This is a genomic window from Kordiimonas lipolytica (genome assembly GCF_042651265.1).
In the GTDB taxonomy this organism is placed as follows: Bacteria; Pseudomonadota; Alphaproteobacteria; order Sphingomonadales; family Kordiimonadaceae; genus Kordiimonas; species Kordiimonas lipolytica.
Window position 1 is genome coordinate 26,436 of the sequence record NZ_JBHSCR010000005.1, and the last position, 18,117, is coordinate 44,552.

An 18,117-nucleotide genomic window follows, 5' to 3' on the forward strand; every position below is an offset into this window, starting at 1 on the left:
CGGAATTCTTGAGGAAGGGGATGGCGGCGGGAAGTTGAATAAAGCCGCCATCCCTGGAGGGAAGTTTTCAGGTCCCTTAGAAGCCTACCGAGATGGTGGCTGTCAGCGTGAACGGGTTGCCATAGAAGGCGGTCAGCGTGCCTTCGGTACCAAGTGTTGGCGCACCGGCTGCTGTCACGAAGTTATAGCCAGCCACGATATAGCGCTTGTTGGTGATGTTCTTCGCGTGGAGACCAACGGAAAGATCGTCATCATCCGCGTTCCAGACAATGCTTGCATCCCAAAGAGCGAAGCCTGGCTGATCCAAAAACGCGTTAGGAGTTTCAAACTGGCTGGCTGCACTGCGGTAAGCAAGTGACGTAATCAGCGACAGCGCACCGTCACGCGAACCGAAGGACATTGGCCGCGTATAGTTCAACGAGCCGCTGGCGGTCCATTCCGGCGTATTCTGGAACACACGCTCATCAGCCACATCCACACCGAAGGCGTCAATGAACTCATTGAACTGGGCATCCAGATAGCCGATGGCCCAAGTCATATTGAGGCTGTCGCCGCTACCGCTCATGTCGGTTGCGAGCAGAGCACGGCCTTCAAACTCGATACCGTTCACATCCGCATCGCCTGCGTTTGATGTCACGCCGATGAAGGTACCTTCAGGCGTACCAACAGAACCTGGGATCTGGATATTGGTATAGTTTGAGAGGAAGCCCGCAATGCTGAAGTCCATGCGACCATCGAAGGCAGAGCCTTTCCAGCCCAGCTCGAAGGTTTTGACCGTTTCGGAATCGAACGACATGAACGCGAAGACATCCTCGCTGTCGATATCACCGTCACCATCAAGGTCCGGCGCTGCTGTCGTCTGGCTGCGCGGGTCAAACCCACCGCCCTTGAAGCCTTCGCTGTAGCTCAGGTAGATATTGTTATCGTCATTCGGTTTCCAGCTGATGGAGCCACGCGGCGTGAACTTTTTGAAAGTATCGCTGCCGTTGAAGTCAGACGTTGTCGCAATCAGTGTGGCATCGCCGCCAAAGCGCTCGGATGCGCCGCCGATAAACGTCCGGCGAAGCACCTGCGACGTGCGCTTGTCGCTGGTGTAACGGCCGCCAAATGACAGGCTGATCTTGTCGGACACGTCATAGGTCATGTCCGCGAACAGGGACCAAGTGCTGGTATCTACATCGCCCAGCGTATTAGCGTTCAGACCAGGAAGGCCAATCAGCTGGCCAAGCTCGTCCAGGATCACGTCAAACTCGTTGAATGCGTTCGCATCCAGATAATAGAAGCCGAAGATACCGCTGAGCTTATCGTCCTGATACAGAACCTGGAATTCTTCAGAGAATTGCTTATTCTCATAATCAACCGGCACGTCAAGGTCAGCCACAGCGAGGCTATCGAAGTCGATCGGGCTTCTGGATTTATCTTCACGATACGCCAGAATGTTTTTGACTGTCAGCGTGTCCGAGGCCGTCCATTCCATCAGCGCCGAACCGCCATAGGCCTTAACGCTTTGCTCAGGGTTCTCAAGACCCGCGCGGGTATCATAGACATCGTCCAGGACCGGTGCGCCCGATGCCACACCCGGGATCAGGCGGTGCCCTTGGCGTGGGTCGGAATCGTCATCCACGAAATCAGCCGCGACGCGGAAGAAGAAACTGTCTGACGGCAGGAATTCGATTGAGCCGCGACCCGCAAGAACCTTCTTGTTATAGTTGTCCAGACCTTCGATCGTGAGGTTTTCACCGAACCCGTCGCGGTTCAGGGTGGCGAGCGCGCCGCCCACACGAACTGTGTCAGAAATTGGCGCGCTGGCGGAAACTACCAGATCCAGCTGCTCGTAGGTACCAATCGACCCCTTGATGTTGAATTCCGGCTCATCGGAAATGCGTTTGGTCACATATTTGACAGCACCACCAATTGTGTTCCGGCCATAAAGCGTGCCCTGCGGACCGCGCAGCACCTCAATGCGCTCCACGTCGTAGATATCTACAACGGCAGCCTGCGGACGGTTCAGATATACGTCATCAACATAAAGGCCAACACCAGCCTCAAAGCCCGCAACCGGGTCCTGCTGGCCGATACCGCGAATGAAGGCGGTAAGCGTGGTGTTGGTGCCGCGAGATACTTCAAGCGTCAAGTTGGGCGCGAACTTGGCCACCTCCACAATATCCTGCAAGCCCTGGTCTTCCAGCATCGCACCGCCAAGGGCGGTAACTGCAACCGGCACATCCTGCAGAGACTCCGTGCGCCGACGCGCGGTAACCTGAATTTCCTCAAGCTGAACACCTGTACCGGTATCCTGCGCCGCCACCGGAACACTGAGCGCAGACGCAGCAACGCCTGTCGCCAACATTGCTGCTAAAGCCCGGTTTTTCCTGTATTTCCCATTAGTCCGTTTAAACTGGTCCATCCTTGGATCCTCCCATTTTCAAATCAGCCCTTGGCCAACCCAACCTTCAATCAACTTGCATGCCCGAAAGAGGCATCACATGGTGCCTTCGCCAACCCTTCCCGATTGGCAAACGCAACAATTTCACTATTGAACCGCTCAGCCTCATCAAGGTGCGGGGCATGCCCCGAACGCTTGAAAGCAATCTTGCTGGACTGAGGTAAATGAGCATCCAGCCAGGCGCTTGTCTCAGGCCCATAAAGCTGGCTTTGCTCGCCATAGATCAGTAATGCGGGAATACCGAGAGAGGAGACCTCCTCCCGATAATCTTCAGAAACCAGACTGTTCCAGAGACGGAACATCGATGCTGGGTCGCAGCGCCTGGCTTCCTTGAGCTCCCACTCAGCGACAACTGGATCGCTGCCTTTTGGAGCAAGTTTCGACAGGAAGCTTTCGCACGTCCTGTCCCAATTGGAGCGACCCTCTTCCCCACCCCGAATGTCGGAATATCGACGCGCAGGATACAAAAGCCCTAGGCCCCACCCCTTATCGTTGCTGATCTTGGGGGTCATATCGACCACGACATATTGCGAGATGCGGTCACAGCCAACGGTGGCCAGAAAATCCCACAGCACCATTGACCCCATCGACCACCCGCAGACAATGACGTCCTGAAGATCAAGATGATCAAGGAAAGCGCCCAGATCCCTAGCCAGGGTATGAATATCGCCATCCTCCGGCAACGGACTGGAAGCCCCATGACCACGAAAATCAGGCGCGATTACCCTAAAATCCGACTCGAGATACTGCAGCTGTTTATGAAAGAAGGCAGAACCAGTTCCCCAGCCATGCAGAAAAAGCAGCGGTCGACCGCAACCCCTGTCCACATAAGCCATTTTTCCACCGTCCTGTAGGGTCATCATCGCCATAAATGGGCTATCCGTTCCTCGTTAAAAGCAGCGCAAAAAAGTTGATTTTTCGACCTGTTTTGCCTTGCGACACGGTCGAGCTTATGCCATATTATGAAACATGAATCAACTTTCATTTTTAGACCACCTGAAGACTCCGAGAACCGCCCGCGGTCGCAAGACGCAGGCGAAGATCATTCAGGCCGCAGAAATAGAATTTGGCGAACGGGGCTATCACGAAGCGTCGATCACCAGCATCACGCAAAGGGCGAAAGTCGCCCTTGGGACCTTCTATGTTTACTTTGAAAGCAAGGAGGAATTGTTCCGCGCGTTGGTGATTTACATGGGCAAACTGGCACGGGCGACAATTGCCGAAAAAATCGGCAAGGCACCCGACAGGATCACGGCCGAACGGCGCGGGATTGAAGCCTTTATCGAGTTCACACGTGCCAACAAGAACAACTACCGCATCATTGGCGAGGCTCAGTTTGTCGCGGAAGATGCTTACCGCGAATATTACAGGGTTTTCGCCGAGGCATACCGGGACAATCTCAAGATGTCTGCGGAAAAAGGCGAAATTGAAGCCGGCCATGAAGAAGAGCGCGCCTGGGCCCTGATCGGCATGAACGTATTCCTTGGCATGAACTATGGTCTTTGGGACGAAACGAAATCTGCCAGCGAAATCGCGGCGGCCGTGGGCGACCTGATCACCTACGGCCTGAAGGGAAGCAAGGGCTCTTAGACCATGGCGCAGGTTGACGTTTCAATTGATGGAGACCTTTGCACTGTCACGCTCAACAAGGCGGAACGGCACAACAGCCTGACCTTACCCTTCATGCGCGCCATCGAAGGCGCCCTCGCCCAGGCATGCGGGTCAGGCGCCCATTTGATCCTGCTGAAAGCAGAAGGTCGGAGCTTTTCAACCGGTGGTGACATAACAGGTTTTCTTGAGCAGGCGGAAAATTCCGCCGCGCTGCAAGACTATGCCGCTGAACTGGTAGGCTCGCTGAACCGCTCATTAGTCGCTATGATCACCGCGCCGCAACCAATCTTCGTTGCGGCACAAGGCCTTGTCACTGGCGGGGCCGCGGGATTTTTATTTGCTTCAGACACTTGCCTGATGGCAGAAAAAGCCTTTCTTCAGCCATATTATGGAGAAGTCGGATTTGCCCCGGATGGCGGCTGGACCGCCCTACTACCAACCATCATTGCCCCGCGCCGGACGATGGACATCATTTCACAGAACCGGCGCGTGAGTGCCCGTGAGGCTTTCGAGATGGGAATTGTTGACGCAGTCGCGGACGCCGACGCCTTCCCAACACAAACCGTTGCCATCTGCGACCGCATTCTTTCGCAGGATACCGAGACACTCGCCCAGGCGAAAAAACTGATCTGGACCAAAGACCGGTGCGAACAGGCAAGCCGCGCTCTCGAGGCAGAAAGACAAGCATTCCTGCAGGCGATCACCAAACCGTCGTGCATTGAAAAAATGAAGGCATTTGTAGCCCCCCGAAAAAAGGCAAGCACCGCATAGGACACCCATCATGTTTTCCCTTTTTGACATAACAGCCAAACGTGCGTCACTTGACGGTGACAAGGTCGCGATGGATGAACCCGGCTCAGGCCGGTCGGTCACCTATTCTGCATTGGACCAGAACGCCGCGAAAACCGCTAGTTTCCTGGCTGCGCAGGGCATCAATCCGGGGGACCGGGTGGCGGTTTTGTGCCAGAACAGTATCGCTTTTTTCGAAACGCTGTTTGCCTGCGGCAAGCTTGGCGCCGTCCTTGTGCCGCTCAACTGGCGCATGCCTGCAAATGAACTTAGGACACTGACCGCCGACTGCACGCCTGGGCTCCTGCTTTTTGATGAGGCCTTTCGGGAAACCGCCACAGCGCTGGGCGTCGCCAAATCGGCGCCGCTGGTAAGTGACGCGGCTGATGACCTTGTCGCCCTGCGCGAGAGCTTTGAGCCGCACAAGGGAAGGCTGTCCTGGCCTGCAGATGACGTCTGGTATCTGCTTTACACATCCGGTACCACCGGGGTGCCCAAGGCGGTGGTCCAGACCTACGGCATGGCGCTTGTGAACTATATCAACCTCGGGCAGGCCATCAACCTGACGAGTGAAGACCGTACGCTCAATTTCCTGCCGCTGTTCCACACGGCCGGGATAAATCTTTATACCCTGCCAACTCTGATCGCCGGCGGCACCGTGACCGTGCTGCCCGCCTTTGATGAAGAAGTGGTGATCGACCTGCTTGCAGCCGGCGACCTGGACACATTCTTCGGCGTGCCTGCGGTTTATCAGCTTTTAAGCCTACATCCTCGTTTCGGGGAGGTCGACCTGACCAAGGTACGCAACTGGGGGTGCGGCGGCGCGCCCCTGTCCGACGCGCTGGTGACCCTCTATCAGGACCGCGGCATCGTGGTATGCAACGGCTACGGCATGACAGAAACCGGCCCCACCGTTTTCCTGATGGACCCTGCCCATGTGAAAGAAAAGATCGGCTCTGTGGGCAAGGCACAGATCATGACTGCAGTCCGCATTGTGGACGAAAGCGGCACGGATGTGCCTGAAGGCGATGTCGGCGAAATGTGGCTAAAGGGGCCGGGCCTGACACCGGGCTACTGGAACAAACCAGAGGCGACAGCGACAGCCTTCACCGAAGATGGCTGGCTTAGGACAGGCGACCTGGCGCAAGCAGATGAAGACGGCTTCTTCTATATCGTCGGGCGCGCCAAGGAGATGTTCATTTCAGGCGGGGAAAATGTTTACCCCGCGGAAGTTGAAAACATTCTGTGCGACCACCCTGCCGTCCTCGAGGTTGCCGTTGTCGGCAAACAGGACGAAAAATGGGGCGAAGTGGGAGTCGCCTTCACGATGTTGCGCGAGGGTGCGGGGCAAATGAGCCAAGACACGCTACGCGCCTACTGCCGTGAAAACATGGCCGCCTACAAGATACCGAAAGAGTTCGTTTTCGTAGGCGATTTCCCCCGCACGGCGGCCGGCAAAATTCAAAAGCATCTTCTGAAACCGTAACGGAGTATCTCATGTCCCAAGTGGCAGAAATAACTCGCACCCTGACGCAGGACGAGTTCAATCGCTTTGCCGACCTGTCGGGCGATGACAATCCCATTCATGTGGACCCAGCCTTCGCCGCAACAACGCGTTTTGGCGCCACCGTGGCCCACGGCTTGTTCCTATGCACTATCTTGCGCGGCCTCGCGGACACGCTGGTGCCGGGCGGCAGGCAGCTCTCTCATTCGGTTGTCTTCCCCTCCCCCACCTATGCTGACCGGCCGATCGCATTCCGGGCTGAGGTTGTGGCAGAAGACGGCGCGCAGGTTACACTTAGGATGCAGGCTGCAGACACCACAACAGGCAAGGATACCTGCCTGATTGAAAGCATATTCGAGCGCAGTGGAGGCCCATCATGATCCGCATCGGTGCAACACACAGCATTTCACGCACTTTCACACCCGAAGACATCAAGACCTATCTTGAGATGGGCGGCGCCTGCGCAGGCAGCAACACCGTGCCGGAACCGCTGATTGGCGGCATGTTCTCCTATCTTTTGGGGGTGGAGCTGCCTGGCCCCGGCACCATGTATCTCAAGCAGGAAACCAGCTTCAAAGGCGATGCCGCCATCGGCCGCCCGCTTGAAGCCACGGTGGAAATCACCAACCTGAGGCCAGAGAAAAAGCTGATTGACCTCTCCACAACCTGCAAAGACCAAAACGGCAACATGGTCGCTGAAGGCCGCGCCCTCGTCTATCTGGACAGGGAAGACTGGCCGCCCAGCATGTAATCACCGGAGCAACAGATGACAGAAGACAAGCGCACGGCAGGCGAACGCATCCGCCGGGACGTCATGGGGGATACGTTCGTCGACGAGGCCTTTGAAAAGGCAGACAGCTTTACCGCGGACCTGCAGGAACTGGTATGTGAACATGGTTGGGGCGCCACCTGGACCCGCGATGGGAGCCTTTCCCGCCGTGACCGCAGTCTGGTCACCATCGCCTTTCTGACCGCCCTTCGGGCAACAGGTGAACTCAAGGGGCACGTTCGCGGGGCGCTCAACAACGGCTGCTCGGAGGATGAGATCAAGGAAGTGCTTCTGCACGCGTCTGTTTATTGCGGCTTCCCCGCTGCCGTCAGCGCCTTCAAAGCCGCTAAGGACGTTATCTCCGACCACACAAGCCGCTAGAAAACTGCCCCAGGATATTAGCCGTAATTCCCAAGAAGCTTACAACTTTTCCAAGGTAATCTGACTGGCAAGGTGCCAAACATCTTCTGCGCGACACAGGGCCGTGCCTGGCGTAAGGACGGCAGCCGTCCCTGCCGCAATCCCCAGGGAAAAAACTTTCTCAAGCGGCCACTCTTTTGCCAGCCCCCAGGCCATACCCGCCATGAAGCTGTCCCCCGCACCGACCGCACTTTCTACGGTCACGTCGGGCACCCTGGCGCGCCAGATACCTTCTCCTGTGACCAGCAGCCCTCCATCGCGCCCCAGGGTCAGGGCAACAGCCCCTGCTCTCTCCTCAGCCAACAGCGTCTCACAAGCACTGATCTGAGACGCTTCGCCGGCAAGCTCCATACCAACCAAGTCGCTGAGTTCCCTAAGATTGGGCTTGATAATATCGATCCCAGGCCCCAGCGCACCAGCAAGCGCGGGTCCTGAGGTGTCCAACATAAAGGGGATATCCTGCTTCGCTGCCATGCCCGCCATCCGGGCGTAAAAATCAGCCGGCGCACCATTCGGCAGACTGCCGCTAGCAACCAGCAGGCCTACCGATGAAAAATTTTGCGCCAAAAGTTCAAGACAGCTCTCGCACTCTGCGGCGCTCAATTCAGGGCCGGAGAGAACAAATCGATACTGGTCGCCTGTGTTGGTTTCCCTGGCTGTAAAATTTTCCCGCGTTTCACCCGAAATCGGGACGACCAAACGCTCCAGTCCTTCGCCCGCCAGCAAATGGTCAAGTAACCCGCCGATGTATCCACCTGCTGGAAAAAGGGCTGCAACTGGCGCGTCTAGCCGCTTCAGGACACGCGCTACATTCACCCCGCCTCCCCCGGCCTCGCGCCGCGCCGGGCCGCAGCGCAGTTTGCGTACAGGCTCAACACGGTCTGTATCCGCAGACACATCAAGCGCCGGGTTCATGGTTATGGTCAGGATTTTCTTCATCAGGCAACCAATCGCTTTCAGAGGGGCCTCTGGCATTGATAATAGTCAATGCGCGTGACCTCTTCACCTTTATCCTGTAAAAAACAACTGAACAATGATCGCACTTCTGTCGGGAAAAGGACTGCACCCTTATGACAACCTCAACACTACCCTTTGCATTGCCGCAAACTCTGGACGCCGAACTTGACCGGGTCAAGGATCACTGGCATGGGCTTTTGCGCGGCAGCGCCGAGATACCCTTTGCCGACGACCTGTCGCTTGAAGACCTTCCGGGCCTCAAGCCCCAGCTGGCATTGATTGAGGTTTTCGAACGCCCTGAACGGTTCCGCTTTTGCTATATCGGCGAAGAGATGACAGCGGTTCAGCCCAAGGCGTTGAACGGAAAGTTTCTGGACGAAGTCGAGCTGCCATTTCCTTTCGAATATATTCGGGCACAATCAAGTGCCACTGTGGAAAGCGGCAAGGCCTCTTTTTATGAAGCGCCCGCAGACAGGGAGCACGACCACCCAGCTTACCAGCGGCTGATGTTGCCACTGTGGGGTGATGGCCATGTCAGCTTGCTACTTGTCGCCTTTGAAGGCCTCTGAGCTGAAGACCAACATTCCGTAGCTAAAAGGACGACGGCGATACCGAATCAGGAACAGAGGGATCAATCACCGCCAGGGCAAGTTAATCTGGCCAATGGTCTTTCCAGCGCGGAAATCCCCGCCTTGCAGGCCACCTTTGGGCCAAACAGGCTTGAGGAAAGCAAGACAAAGCCGCTCTGGCTGATCCTTGCCGATCAGTTCAAAAGCCTGCTGACGCTTTTGCTGGTGGCTGCATCTGCGCTGTCTTTCGCGTTTGGTGATTTTGCGGAAGGCCTGGCTATTGTCGTTGTTATCATTATCAACAGCACCATCGGCTTCTGGGCGGAACATAAGGCTGACAGGTCGATGGCGGCGCTCAGGCAGCTCGGGCGCACCACCGCGCGCGTCCGGCGCGACGGCCAAGTACACATCATTCCCGCAGAAACCCTGGTGCCAGGCGACGTGGTCCTTCTGGAAGCCGGCGATATCGTGCCGGCAGATATCAGCCTTGCCGAAAGCACCCGACTGCAAAGCGATGAATCGCTGCTGACTGGCGAATCCGTCCCGGTCGACAAATCAGTCAGCGGAAGTGAAACTGGGGAACCAGCCAAGGCTGGCAAGCTATTTAAAGGCACCTCTATCACACGCGGCACTGCCACTGGCTGGGTCGCAGCTATCGGGCGACAGACTGAACTGGGGCAAATCGCCGATCTCGCAGAACAGGCCCAGGGTTCTGTCTCACCACTTGAAAGGCGGCTAGGCAAACTAACCGAGCAACTGCTCTGGATCGTTCTGATTCTTATGGTGCTTCTCATCGTTTTCGGCATCTTGGCCGGGCGCGATAGCCTGATGATGATCAAAACCGGTGTCGCACTGGCCGTCGCTGCCATTCCAGAAGGCTTGCCCATCGTTGCCACACTTGCCCTGGCGCGCGGCATGTGGCGGCTGGCGGAGCGTAACGCGCTGATCGAGCGCCTGTCTGCGGTTGAGACCCTTGGGTCTGTAACCACAATCATCAGCGACAAGACAGGCACGCTAACCGAAAACCGCATGACGGTAGTCGCCATCGAAACACCGGATGGGCCACAAGGGGATACCAAAGCTGCCGCCACTCCGGGCCGCGAAAGAGCCCTTCGCGTCTGCGCTCTGTGCTTCAGCGGCGACGATGCCAGCCACCTTGCCGACCCAATGGAGCGTGCCCTGATCGATGCCGCAACCGGGGCTGGCTTTGGCGTGGAGGCGTTGGAGGCAGACTATCCGCGGATTGAAGAAGAGGCCTTCGACCCGGACCTCAGGATGATGGCTACACGGCATAAGCATGGCGAACGGGAACTGCTTCTGGTCAAGGGCGCACCCGAAGCGGTGTTGGCTGCCTGCACCCAAAAGGCGGCAGGTACAAGCAACAGCCCGCTGGATCAAGGCGAGCGCGAGATCTGGCTTAGTCGGGCCGAAGACATGGCCAGCAAAGGCCACCGGATGTTGGCGCTGGCGGAAAAAACAGGGGACGCATTGCACCAGCCCTGCTATGAGGAACTGACCTTTCTCGGCCTTGTTTGCCTTGAAGACCCGCCGCGCGCCGATGCGGCTGCCGCTGTACGGGACGCGCAAAGCGCAGGCATTCGGGTTGTGATGGCAACCGGAGACAACGCCCGGACAGCAACCAACATTGCCGAAGCTGTCGGCATCCATCAGGGCAGCGCATTCCCTGCCCTTGAAGGCGACACCATAGCCCCACGAGAAGACGCGACAACGGAAGAACGGGACCGCTTGCTGAACACCGCCATCTTCGCCCGCATGACCCCACGCCATAAGCTGGAACTGATAGACTTCCTGCAGAAAAATGGCGCCGTCGTCGCCATGACAGGCGATGGTGTCAATGATGCCCCCGCGCTCAAGAAAGCCGATGTGGGCATCGCGATGGGACAGCGCGGCACCGAAGTTGCAAAAGAAGCAGCGGCGATGATCCTGCGCGATGACGCTTTCGCCTCCATCGTCATGGCCGTACAGCAGGGCCGGGTGATCTTCTCCAATATCCGTAAGTTCGTGATCTATCTCCTGTCCTGTAACTTGAGTGAAGTACTGGTGGTGACATTATCCATCCTGATGGGGCTTCCGCTGGCGCTACTGCCACTTCAAATCCTGTTCCTGAACCTGGTGACGGACGTTTTCCCAGCGCTTGCCCTAGGCTTCGGCAAGGGCGACAGCGAAATTCTGCACAGGCCGCCACGCCCCAAAAATGAAGGCTTGCTGCAGCCGCGCCACTGGCAGGCAATTGTAGGCTATGCCCTGTTGATGACTGCGAGCGTCTATACGGCTTATCTTTGGGCACTGGCGCAGCCAGACAAGGCACCTCAGTATGCTGGAACGGTTGCGTTCATGACGCTTGCCACCGGCCAACTCTGGCACGTTTTCAACATGCGCAGCCGCAAGGCCGCGCTTTTCAGGAATCAGGTCATGGCCAACATCTATGTATGGTTGGCGATCGTCTTGTGCCTTGGCCTTCTGGCCTCAGCAAGCCTGGTACCCACTCTGCGGAGCGTTCTTTCCCTCTCCCCACTGGACCTGAGCGGATTGCAGGTCGTGTTGGGCCTTGGGCTGGCCCCATTAATTGTCGGGCAGATAGCAAAACAACTGGCCAGACAGCGTTAAGTGATGCTACCGAACAGCCTGATGTGATTGGCATACCAGCCAGGAGGATTGTGGGTTGGAGTATTTGTATATAGCTGGGGGTTTCCTCCTTCTGTTCGCAGGCGGTGAGAGCCTGTTGCGCGGCAGTGTAGCGCTCGCTGAACGCTTCAAATTATCAAAGCTCCTGATCGGCATGGTGATTGTGGGGTTTGGCACATCGCTGCCGGAACTCATCGTGTCGGTAACGGCCGCGACCGGCGGTGTCCCAGACCTAGCGCTCGGCAATGTGGTTGGGTCCAACATTGCGAATGTTCTTCTGATTTTGGGTGTCAGCGCGGCCATCAGCCCGGTTGCCTGCGGGCAGCGTGAAGTGTCCCGTGATATGTTGGCCGTTCTGATCGCCAGCTTTATCGTCGCGGCATGCAGCTTCCTTGGCGCTGTGCCCTGGTATGTCGGCGTAGGCATGCTGCTCGCGCTTGGCGTCTATCTTTTCTATGCCTACCGCACGGAACGCACGAACCTGTTGAAAGAAATGCGCTTTCGCGAACATGTCGAAGAAGATGTGGGAACACCAAGCCTCTCGCTGACCGCTGCGATCATCGCCTGCGCCTTTGGCCTTTTCTGCTTGCCTGTAGGGGCTGATTTCCTGGTGGAAGGGTCCACCAGCATCGCCACACGCCTGGGCATTCCAGACGCCGTAATCGGCCTGACGATCGTGGCTGTCGGGACATCGCTACCTGAACTGGCCACCGCCTTCGTGGCCGCCTATCGCGGACACAGCGACGTGGTCATCGGCAATATTGTGGGCAGCAACCTATTCAATATACTTGGCGTTCTTGGGGCAACCAGCGTGGTCGCCCCTATTCCCATGGAAGGCCGGATTGCCAGTACAGATATCTGGCTGATGCTGGGTGTTGCAGGCCTGATGTATGTCGCAGCAAGAACAGGACGTGTGATCAGTCGCATTGAGGGCGTCCTGTTCCTCGTGCTTTTTGCCGCCTATGTCACTTGGGCTTACGCCGCTGTACCCTAAAGAGCCGACGCTTTACCCATGGCGGCTTGGCACTTTAAGCGGCCCCAGGGCCTTCAGGCTATCACTGCTTTCAGGGCCCTTGAAGCTGTGCCCGGCATCACGGAAGCTCTTGAGCGGCTGACCAAGGCCCAGCACGCCACGCTCCCGGCTGCGGGTCACGCGGTCCAGGTCCAGTTCCACGACGATGATCTCTTCTTCCGTGCTGGCCGCATGGATCACTTCGCCGTCCGGCCCCGCGATCACCGAGCGGCCATAGGCCTGCTCGCCCGCACCATTGATATCAATCATGTAACACTGCTGTTGGGCGGCGGTTGCCCGCACCATGGTGCATTCCACGTCGCGGTCGGCTGTGTTGGTCAGTGTCGGGTGGATGATGACTTCCGCGCCTTCAAGCACCAGCGCGCGACTGGTTTCCGGGAACCACATATCATAGCAGATTGACAGGCCAAACCGGCCCACACCAGGAATGTCAAACACACAGATGTCACTGCCGGCAGTTACGCCCGCCTCATAAGGAAGGAAGGGGTACATTTTGCGGTACCGGGTAACCACGTCACCGGACGGATTGATGACAGATGCCGTGTTATAGACCTTGTCCCCGACCTTTTCATAAAGCGATCCGGTCACCAGCCAGATACCGAGGTCTGCAGCCAGCGCCGCCAGCTTATCTTCCGTGGCGGACGGCATTGGCTCGGCCGACCCTGTGCCCGCACCGCAAATGGCAAGCTCGCTCAGGACCACCATCTGGACCCACGGGTAGCGGACAAGTGTGGTGCGAATTTTCTTCACAACAAGATCGAAATTGCCTGACGGCTTCAGGTCAAGCTGCAGCCCCGCAATAGCAAATGGTTTCATGGTTGGTTCCCTTCCCTACTCTAATACACCCTGGTCCGGCGCCTTTTGGGCTGTTTCCTTTTCGTCCAGCAACCGGGCAGGCAAAAACGCTGCCAGCGTACAAAGGACAATGCCGGAAACGGCCAGATTGATAATCAAGTCATAGTTGCCTTCCCCCACCACCTGCGCGGCGATGAATGGGCCGGACGCCAACCCCATCTTGGAGAAAAAGCCCGAAAGCGCTGCCATTCGGCCATGCCCATCGAATGCCGAGCACATGCCCAGCAGATAAGGAATGAGGAAGGCCCAGGTAATGCCCGTAATAACATTGGCTAAGAAGAACATGCTTTCGCTTGCCGACAGCTTGAACATCAACATGCCCAAAACCGTCACAACCATGCCGCCCATCAGCGGCAGCAGGCGACCAAACTTGATCCCCACAACATAGACAAGCGCTGCACCACCAACTGCGATCCAGTTTGCGATACCCAATGTTGTGGAAATGTCAGATGTCGCCAGCGAATAGCTTTTGCCCAGTTCGATGACATAGGCCGCAAGGCCCATGTTTGCCGCCTGAAAAAAGAAGACCGCAAAAAGCCCCATCAGCAGCGGCTTGAGATAGACCTTGTCCTCGCTGCCGCTGTCGTTCGAAAGCGCAGTTTTCGGCTTTGGCGCATAGGTGCCCATGAAGGGCACCATCAAAAGCGTGACCAGGCTGAAGGCAATCAGCGCATAAAACAGAACCTGTGTCCCGTACAGAGGCACCAGCTTCGGCAGGAACATCAATCCCACGCCACCCAACCCGTATTGAACGATAAGCAGCATGCCGAAGCTGCGATCAGGCACACGCGTCCGGGCGATCACGGAAAAGCCGATACCGACCAGAAAGCCGCCCGTGCTGCCATGAATGAAACGAGCCCCAATCAGGATGGTGGAGTCTGTCATTGTACTGGACAGGATATCCAGCCCGATCAACATCAAAAGCGCGGTGATCGCGGTTGGACGCCAGTGAAAATGCTTGATGGCGAAAACAGACCCAAACGCACCGAGCGCTGCACCGTAAACATTTGCAGATGCCACATGCCCTGCCGCCTGTTTCGAAAAACCAAGCCCTTCAACAAGACCGCTCACCAGCGCCGGCATGATATTCACATAAAAGAGGCCGGCAGTGGTCAGGAAGGCCAGCAGCACGCTCGCAATATGGCCGTCAGGTGCCGCTACAGGAAAACGCGTCTTGTTGCCGGTATCAATCATTCGGTTACTCCACATACTTGGCTGACCTTGGCCAACTCTTTGACAGGTTCAGAGAAAGTAAAGTTGTAACCGTCACTGAAATAATAATAGACGCTGCCTCCGGGCAGCATCACCACCGTAATGCCGCCATAGCCTGAAAAGAAGGGCAGCCACGCATCGTCTGCGCAGCCAAGCGTGTCCTTGGCGTTCCAGCCCCAGAAGGCGTTATTGTAGCGAAGCGTGCTACTGCCTGCCTCAAGGCCTCGGTCCATCGGGTTGCGCTGCATGGCGCCATCAAGAAGGTCAGCATCGAGGGCATCTTCAAGGCGCTGGTCACGCCCGGCGAGGGCTGTGGCAAGGCGCGCGATATCATCCCTGTAAAATAGCATGCCATAACCGCTGAAGGGCTCAGGGTTAGCGCGTACTGTACGCCTGATTTCTTTTGTAAGCGGCCCCAGGTCAAGGGCCTGCCATAGCGGCGCCACCAGATCATCATAATAATCCGCGCCCTGCCCGCGACGTTTTCCCAGAAATCCGTTCATGGCCACGCCCAAAAGATAGGTATCCGACGTGTGATAAACCCAGGCCTCGCCGGGCCGACGTTTGCGCGGGAAGTAGCTGCAGGAAAACTCGGTCTTTTCGGCCGACGTGGTCACAAGGAAGAAAGGCAGATAGCCGTTTGATCCCTCGTCCACATGCGCGTCCGGGCTGACGTAATTACCTGTTGTCATATCGGCGAGATGCTCAAGCCTCACGCCGTGCCAACGGCGGCTATCGCACTGCGGAACATGGTGGCGCATCAGGGCATGCCTAGCACCGGGATACAGCTTCTCAAGCCGCATCAGGCCAATCCCGCCCGCAAGCGATTTGGCCAAGGAATAGGACGGCAATACCATGCTGTCGCAATAAGGATAGGTTCCAAAGCGCGTGTCGCAGCCGCCTACATAATGCGTGTCTTCATGCACAACGCCGTAGGCGGTCATATCCGTAGGATCGATGGTGCCTGCTTGGGCAAACACGGTCGCATCCGTACCTTCAAGCCTGGATAGAGGAGCCACAGGCATCCTGTTCGCGACTTCTTCTTCATACGCTTCACGTACCGTATCAGCGCCAGCGGGAGGCACACCTTGCCAAGCAGCATCATAGCTGCCCCACATGTTGAATTTTAAATAGCCGCAAGTTTCACTTGCCACCTGCAGCAGCACTTTCGACAGCTGCCCCGTGCCACTGATACGCGCTGTAAGCACACCGTTATGGATGCAGTTGGCATTCTTTTCCATAAACGCCATGGGCAGTGAGATTCGACTGTAGTCGCTATCATCCTGCCACACCGCACCGGGTGAAAAGACCAAGTCAAAATATGGGTGCGGCGACTTGATGATGCCGCGAACCACAGGCACGATGGCATCACCAGATTGCACCAGCCAGATGTCCATTGCTGGCAATCTTCTGACACGGTTTTTAGCGTTGCCCGTTATCCCGTCTGGGTCGTGCAGCACTTCAAAACCGCTGGCCACCTGCCCTCCTTTAAAGGTCAGGTGCCCGTCAATCAGTTGGTTCGTGGGTCGCGCGCCTTCCGGCGGCGCGAATGCTGAATAATCCAGCGGTTTGGTAAAAGCAGCACCGCCAAAAAGGCTATTAATGTCGCTTTGGGCAGCACATGATGTCAGCCCCACGAAGCCCAGAAAGGCTGCAACAGAAAGCGATATGACTTTGCCTATCCTCACAAAGCAACTCCGTGAGCCTCAAGACGTGCTTTGAGGGGAGCAAGCCCCTCGGCATGGTCTTTCCAGCGCCCGATAGACGACGCATAAATCGGTTGTCGCACCTGAGCGGCACTCGCGGTTGCAGAAGCGCTTGTGTTTTTGTGAAACGACAGGCAGGCCTCTTCGAACGGCAAGCCGCAATGGTCCAGCATTGCCCGAACATGTCCTTCGGTATCCGCGATGAGCCCTTCATAGGAAATATCCAGAATGCGCCCCGGCATCATCGTGTGCCAATGCACCATCAGCTTATGGTAGGCCACATAATAGTCCGCCAGGTCTTCAAGGCGGTAACTATAGGGATAGCCAAGGCGGAACAGCGTTTTATAAATGGCGAAACAGCTGTCCATCGGGTTCCGCGTCAGGTGAATGATCCGCGCGTTTGGCAGCGCCCGTGCGATCAAGCCGAGATAAAGGAAATTCGCCGGTGTCTTGTCCACCAGGAAGGCTTCGGGCTGACCGCGGGCTGCGGTACTCGCAAGATAAGCGTCACCCAAGGCTTTGAAATCCAGCTCTGCTGATTTTTCTATCAGATCTGTTTTGTTCTTGGCCGCGCCCGCATGCCGCATCAGAGACTGTGCGAAGTCGTGGATTTCACCAAGGCTGGCAACGCTTGAGTGCGAACTTAAAATCCGGTCCACCAGCGTTGTGCCCGTGCGCGGCAGCCCAACAATAAAGATGGGGCCAGGTTCATCGGACCGCGCCACACCAGCTTCGAAGAAGTCTGCGCCGAAAACGCGTTCGATATCCGCCATCGCATCTGTGTCAGTACTGACATGATAGGCCATCATGGATGCGCGCAGGTCCGCACCGCGCCTAAGGTGCGCGAAACTGGGGCCGGGTTCGCCAAGATCCTCATATTCCTTCGACAGCGCATAGAAAAGCTGCACAGCGCCTTTCATATCGGGCACACCGGATTTCAGAAGGCCTTCCATTTCGGCAATATGATTTTCCTGCCGCGTCCATTTTCTGAGCGTGGCGCGGTTATAGTAGGCGTCATAATCGTCTGGCTTCAGGCTGATCACCTGATCGAAAAGCGCCAGCGCTTCCTCAAGCCTGCCCACTGCCGTAGCCGCCGTGGCTAGGTTATAGAGGGCTTGGGCATCCGTGGGCGCAAGCTCGACCGAGCGCGCGAAACATTCATAGGCCAGATCATAAATCGCGAGATGTGTGTAAAGCTGGCCAACATGCAGCAGAAGATAGCTATCGTCCCACGCCAGGACACGAAGCCGGTTCAGCTCTGCGGTCGCGGCTTCAAGATCGCCCTTCTGGATCAGTGCCTGGGCGACCTTGAGGTGTGCGTGGAGATCATCGCCTGCCAGCTCAGTTACCTTCTGGAAACTGACCAACATACCGTCAAAATCCCCCGAAGCTTCCTGAACCCGCCCCAACCGACGCCACCCGTCGGGGTTGGCTGGATGCGTCTCTGCCAGAAGGCTTGCCAGGTCTCCGGCCTCAGCCAGACGGCGCTCCTTCATCAGGGCATCTATTTGTTGAAGTGCGGTCATGATTTCCACGGGCTCTCTCCGCTGCCTGGACACATATTGCGCCCAAGCATGCGGCAATTGAGGGTGGGAAGGGA

At 56.9% G+C, this 18,117-nt stretch carries 16 protein-coding genes; 9 read left to right on the forward strand and 7 right to left on the reverse strand.

The window, feature by feature from the left end; genetic code table 11:
- Nucleotides 1–76 precede the first annotated feature (76 nt).
- Both ACFO5Q_RS07900 and ACFO5Q_RS07905 read right to left on the reverse strand, forming a co-directional pair.
- The gene (locus tag ACFO5Q_RS07900) at nucleotides 77–2,407 is read right to left on the reverse strand and encodes a TonB-dependent receptor (RefSeq protein WP_068152461.1); all 2,331 of its coding nucleotides are present in this window, start codon (nucleotides 2,405–2,407) and stop codon (nucleotides 77–79) included.
- 50 nt (nucleotides 2,408–2,457) lie between these two features.
- Complete coding sequence (locus ACFO5Q_RS07905; protein ID WP_068152458.1) at nucleotides 2,458–3,315, reverse strand: alpha/beta fold hydrolase; 858 nt, start codon at nucleotides 3,313–3,315, stop codon at nucleotides 2,458–2,460.
- Between the two features lie 100 nt (nucleotides 3,316–3,415).
- Here ACFO5Q_RS07905 and ACFO5Q_RS07910 point away from each other — a divergent pair, with 100 nt between their 5' ends.
- Genes ACFO5Q_RS07910 through ACFO5Q_RS07935 form a run of 6 tightly spaced genes read left to right on the forward strand, consistent with a single transcriptional unit; the run spans nucleotide 3,416 to nucleotide 7,500 of the window.
- On the forward strand, nucleotides 3,416–4,036 hold the full coding sequence (locus ACFO5Q_RS07910; protein WP_068152454.1) for a TetR/AcrR family transcriptional regulator: 621 nt from the start codon (nucleotides 3,416–3,418) through the stop codon (nucleotides 4,034–4,036).
- A 3-nt stretch (nucleotides 4,037–4,039) separates the two neighbouring features.
- Nucleotides 4,040–4,828 carry an enoyl-CoA hydratase/isomerase family protein gene (locus tag ACFO5Q_RS07915; protein WP_068152452.1) on the forward strand — a complete coding sequence of 263 codons (789 nt, stop codon included), beginning with the start codon at nucleotides 4,040–4,042 and terminating at the stop codon, nucleotides 4,826–4,828.
- A 10-nt stretch (nucleotides 4,829–4,838) separates the two neighbouring features.
- Nucleotides 4,839–6,332, forward strand: a complete 1,494-nt coding sequence (locus ACFO5Q_RS07920; RefSeq protein ID WP_068152450.1) for an acyl-CoA synthetase — start codon at nucleotides 4,839–4,841, stop codon at nucleotides 6,330–6,332.
- Nucleotides 6,333–6,343: 11 nt separating this feature from the next.
- A complete protein-coding gene (locus ACFO5Q_RS07925; protein WP_068152447.1) occupies nucleotides 6,344–6,730 on the forward strand; it encodes a MaoC family dehydratase in 387 nt (128 codons plus the stop codon).
- Nucleotides 6,727–7,101 (forward strand): hotdog family protein, encoded by a 375-nt coding sequence (locus ACFO5Q_RS07930; RefSeq protein WP_068152443.1) that lies wholly within the window; start codon nucleotides 6,727–6,729, stop codon nucleotides 7,099–7,101. Before ACFO5Q_RS07925 ends, ACFO5Q_RS07930 begins: the two co-directional genes overlap by 4 nt.
- A gap of 15 nt (nucleotides 7,102–7,116) precedes the next feature.
- Entirely contained in the window at nucleotides 7,117–7,500 is a 384-nt protein-coding gene (locus tag ACFO5Q_RS07935) for a carboxymuconolactone decarboxylase family protein (RefSeq protein WP_068152440.1), read from the forward strand.
- 39 nt (nucleotides 7,501–7,539) lie between these two features.
- On the opposite strand, the gene ACFO5Q_RS07940 is transcribed toward ACFO5Q_RS07935, so the two are convergent.
- On the reverse strand, nucleotides 7,540–8,514 hold the full coding sequence (locus tag ACFO5Q_RS07940; protein WP_197421303.1) for a 1-phosphofructokinase family hexose kinase: 975 nt from the start codon (nucleotides 8,512–8,514) through the stop codon (nucleotides 7,540–7,542).
- 95 nt (nucleotides 8,515–8,609) lie between these two features.
- Here ACFO5Q_RS07940 and ACFO5Q_RS07945 point away from each other — a divergent pair, with 95 nt between their 5' ends.
- From ACFO5Q_RS07945 to ACFO5Q_RS07955, 3 genes are all read left to right on the forward strand, one after another.
- The gene (locus ACFO5Q_RS07945; protein ID WP_068152437.1) at nucleotides 8,610–9,065 is read left to right on the forward strand and encodes a hypothetical protein; all 456 of its coding nucleotides are present in this window, start codon (nucleotides 8,610–8,612) and stop codon (nucleotides 9,063–9,065) included.
- An 87-nt stretch (nucleotides 9,066–9,152) separates the two neighbouring features.
- Entirely contained in the window at nucleotides 9,153–11,693 is a 2,541-nt protein-coding gene (locus tag ACFO5Q_RS07950; RefSeq protein ID WP_269448994.1) for a cation-translocating P-type ATPase, read from the forward strand.
- Between the two features lie 64 nt (nucleotides 11,694–11,757).
- Nucleotides 11,758–12,705: a calcium/sodium antiporter gene (locus ACFO5Q_RS07955; RefSeq protein ID WP_197421302.1), complete on the forward strand. Its 948-nt coding sequence runs from the start codon at nucleotides 11,758–11,760 to the stop codon at nucleotides 12,703–12,705.
- Between the two features lie 12 nt (nucleotides 12,706–12,717).
- Here ACFO5Q_RS07955 and ACFO5Q_RS07960 read toward each other — a convergent pair whose 3' ends face one another.
- From ACFO5Q_RS07960 to ACFO5Q_RS07975, 4 genes are read right to left on the reverse strand one after another with little or no spacing between them, the layout of a single operon-like run.
- Nucleotides 12,718–13,560 carry a carbon-nitrogen hydrolase family protein gene (locus ACFO5Q_RS07960; protein ID WP_068152429.1) on the reverse strand — a complete coding sequence of 281 codons (843 nt, stop codon included), beginning with the start codon at nucleotides 13,558–13,560 and terminating at the stop codon, nucleotides 12,718–12,720.
- Between the two features lie 15 nt (nucleotides 13,561–13,575).
- On the reverse strand, nucleotides 13,576–14,793 hold the full coding sequence (locus ACFO5Q_RS07965) for an MFS transporter (protein ID WP_068152426.1): 1,218 nt from the start codon (nucleotides 14,791–14,793) through the stop codon (nucleotides 13,576–13,578).
- On the reverse strand, nucleotides 14,790–16,499 hold the full coding sequence (locus ACFO5Q_RS07970) for a serine hydrolase family protein (RefSeq protein ID WP_068152423.1): 1,710 nt from the start codon (nucleotides 16,497–16,499) through the stop codon (nucleotides 14,790–14,792). Before ACFO5Q_RS07970 ends, ACFO5Q_RS07965 begins: the two co-directional genes overlap by 4 nt.
- Nucleotides 16,496–18,043 (reverse strand): tetratricopeptide repeat-containing sulfotransferase family protein, encoded by a 1,548-nt coding sequence (locus tag ACFO5Q_RS07975; RefSeq protein WP_156432064.1) that lies wholly within the window; start codon nucleotides 18,041–18,043, stop codon nucleotides 16,496–16,498. The genes ACFO5Q_RS07970 and ACFO5Q_RS07975 overlap by 4 nt, the downstream gene beginning before the upstream one ends.
- Nucleotides 18,044–18,117: the final 74 nt, after the last annotated feature.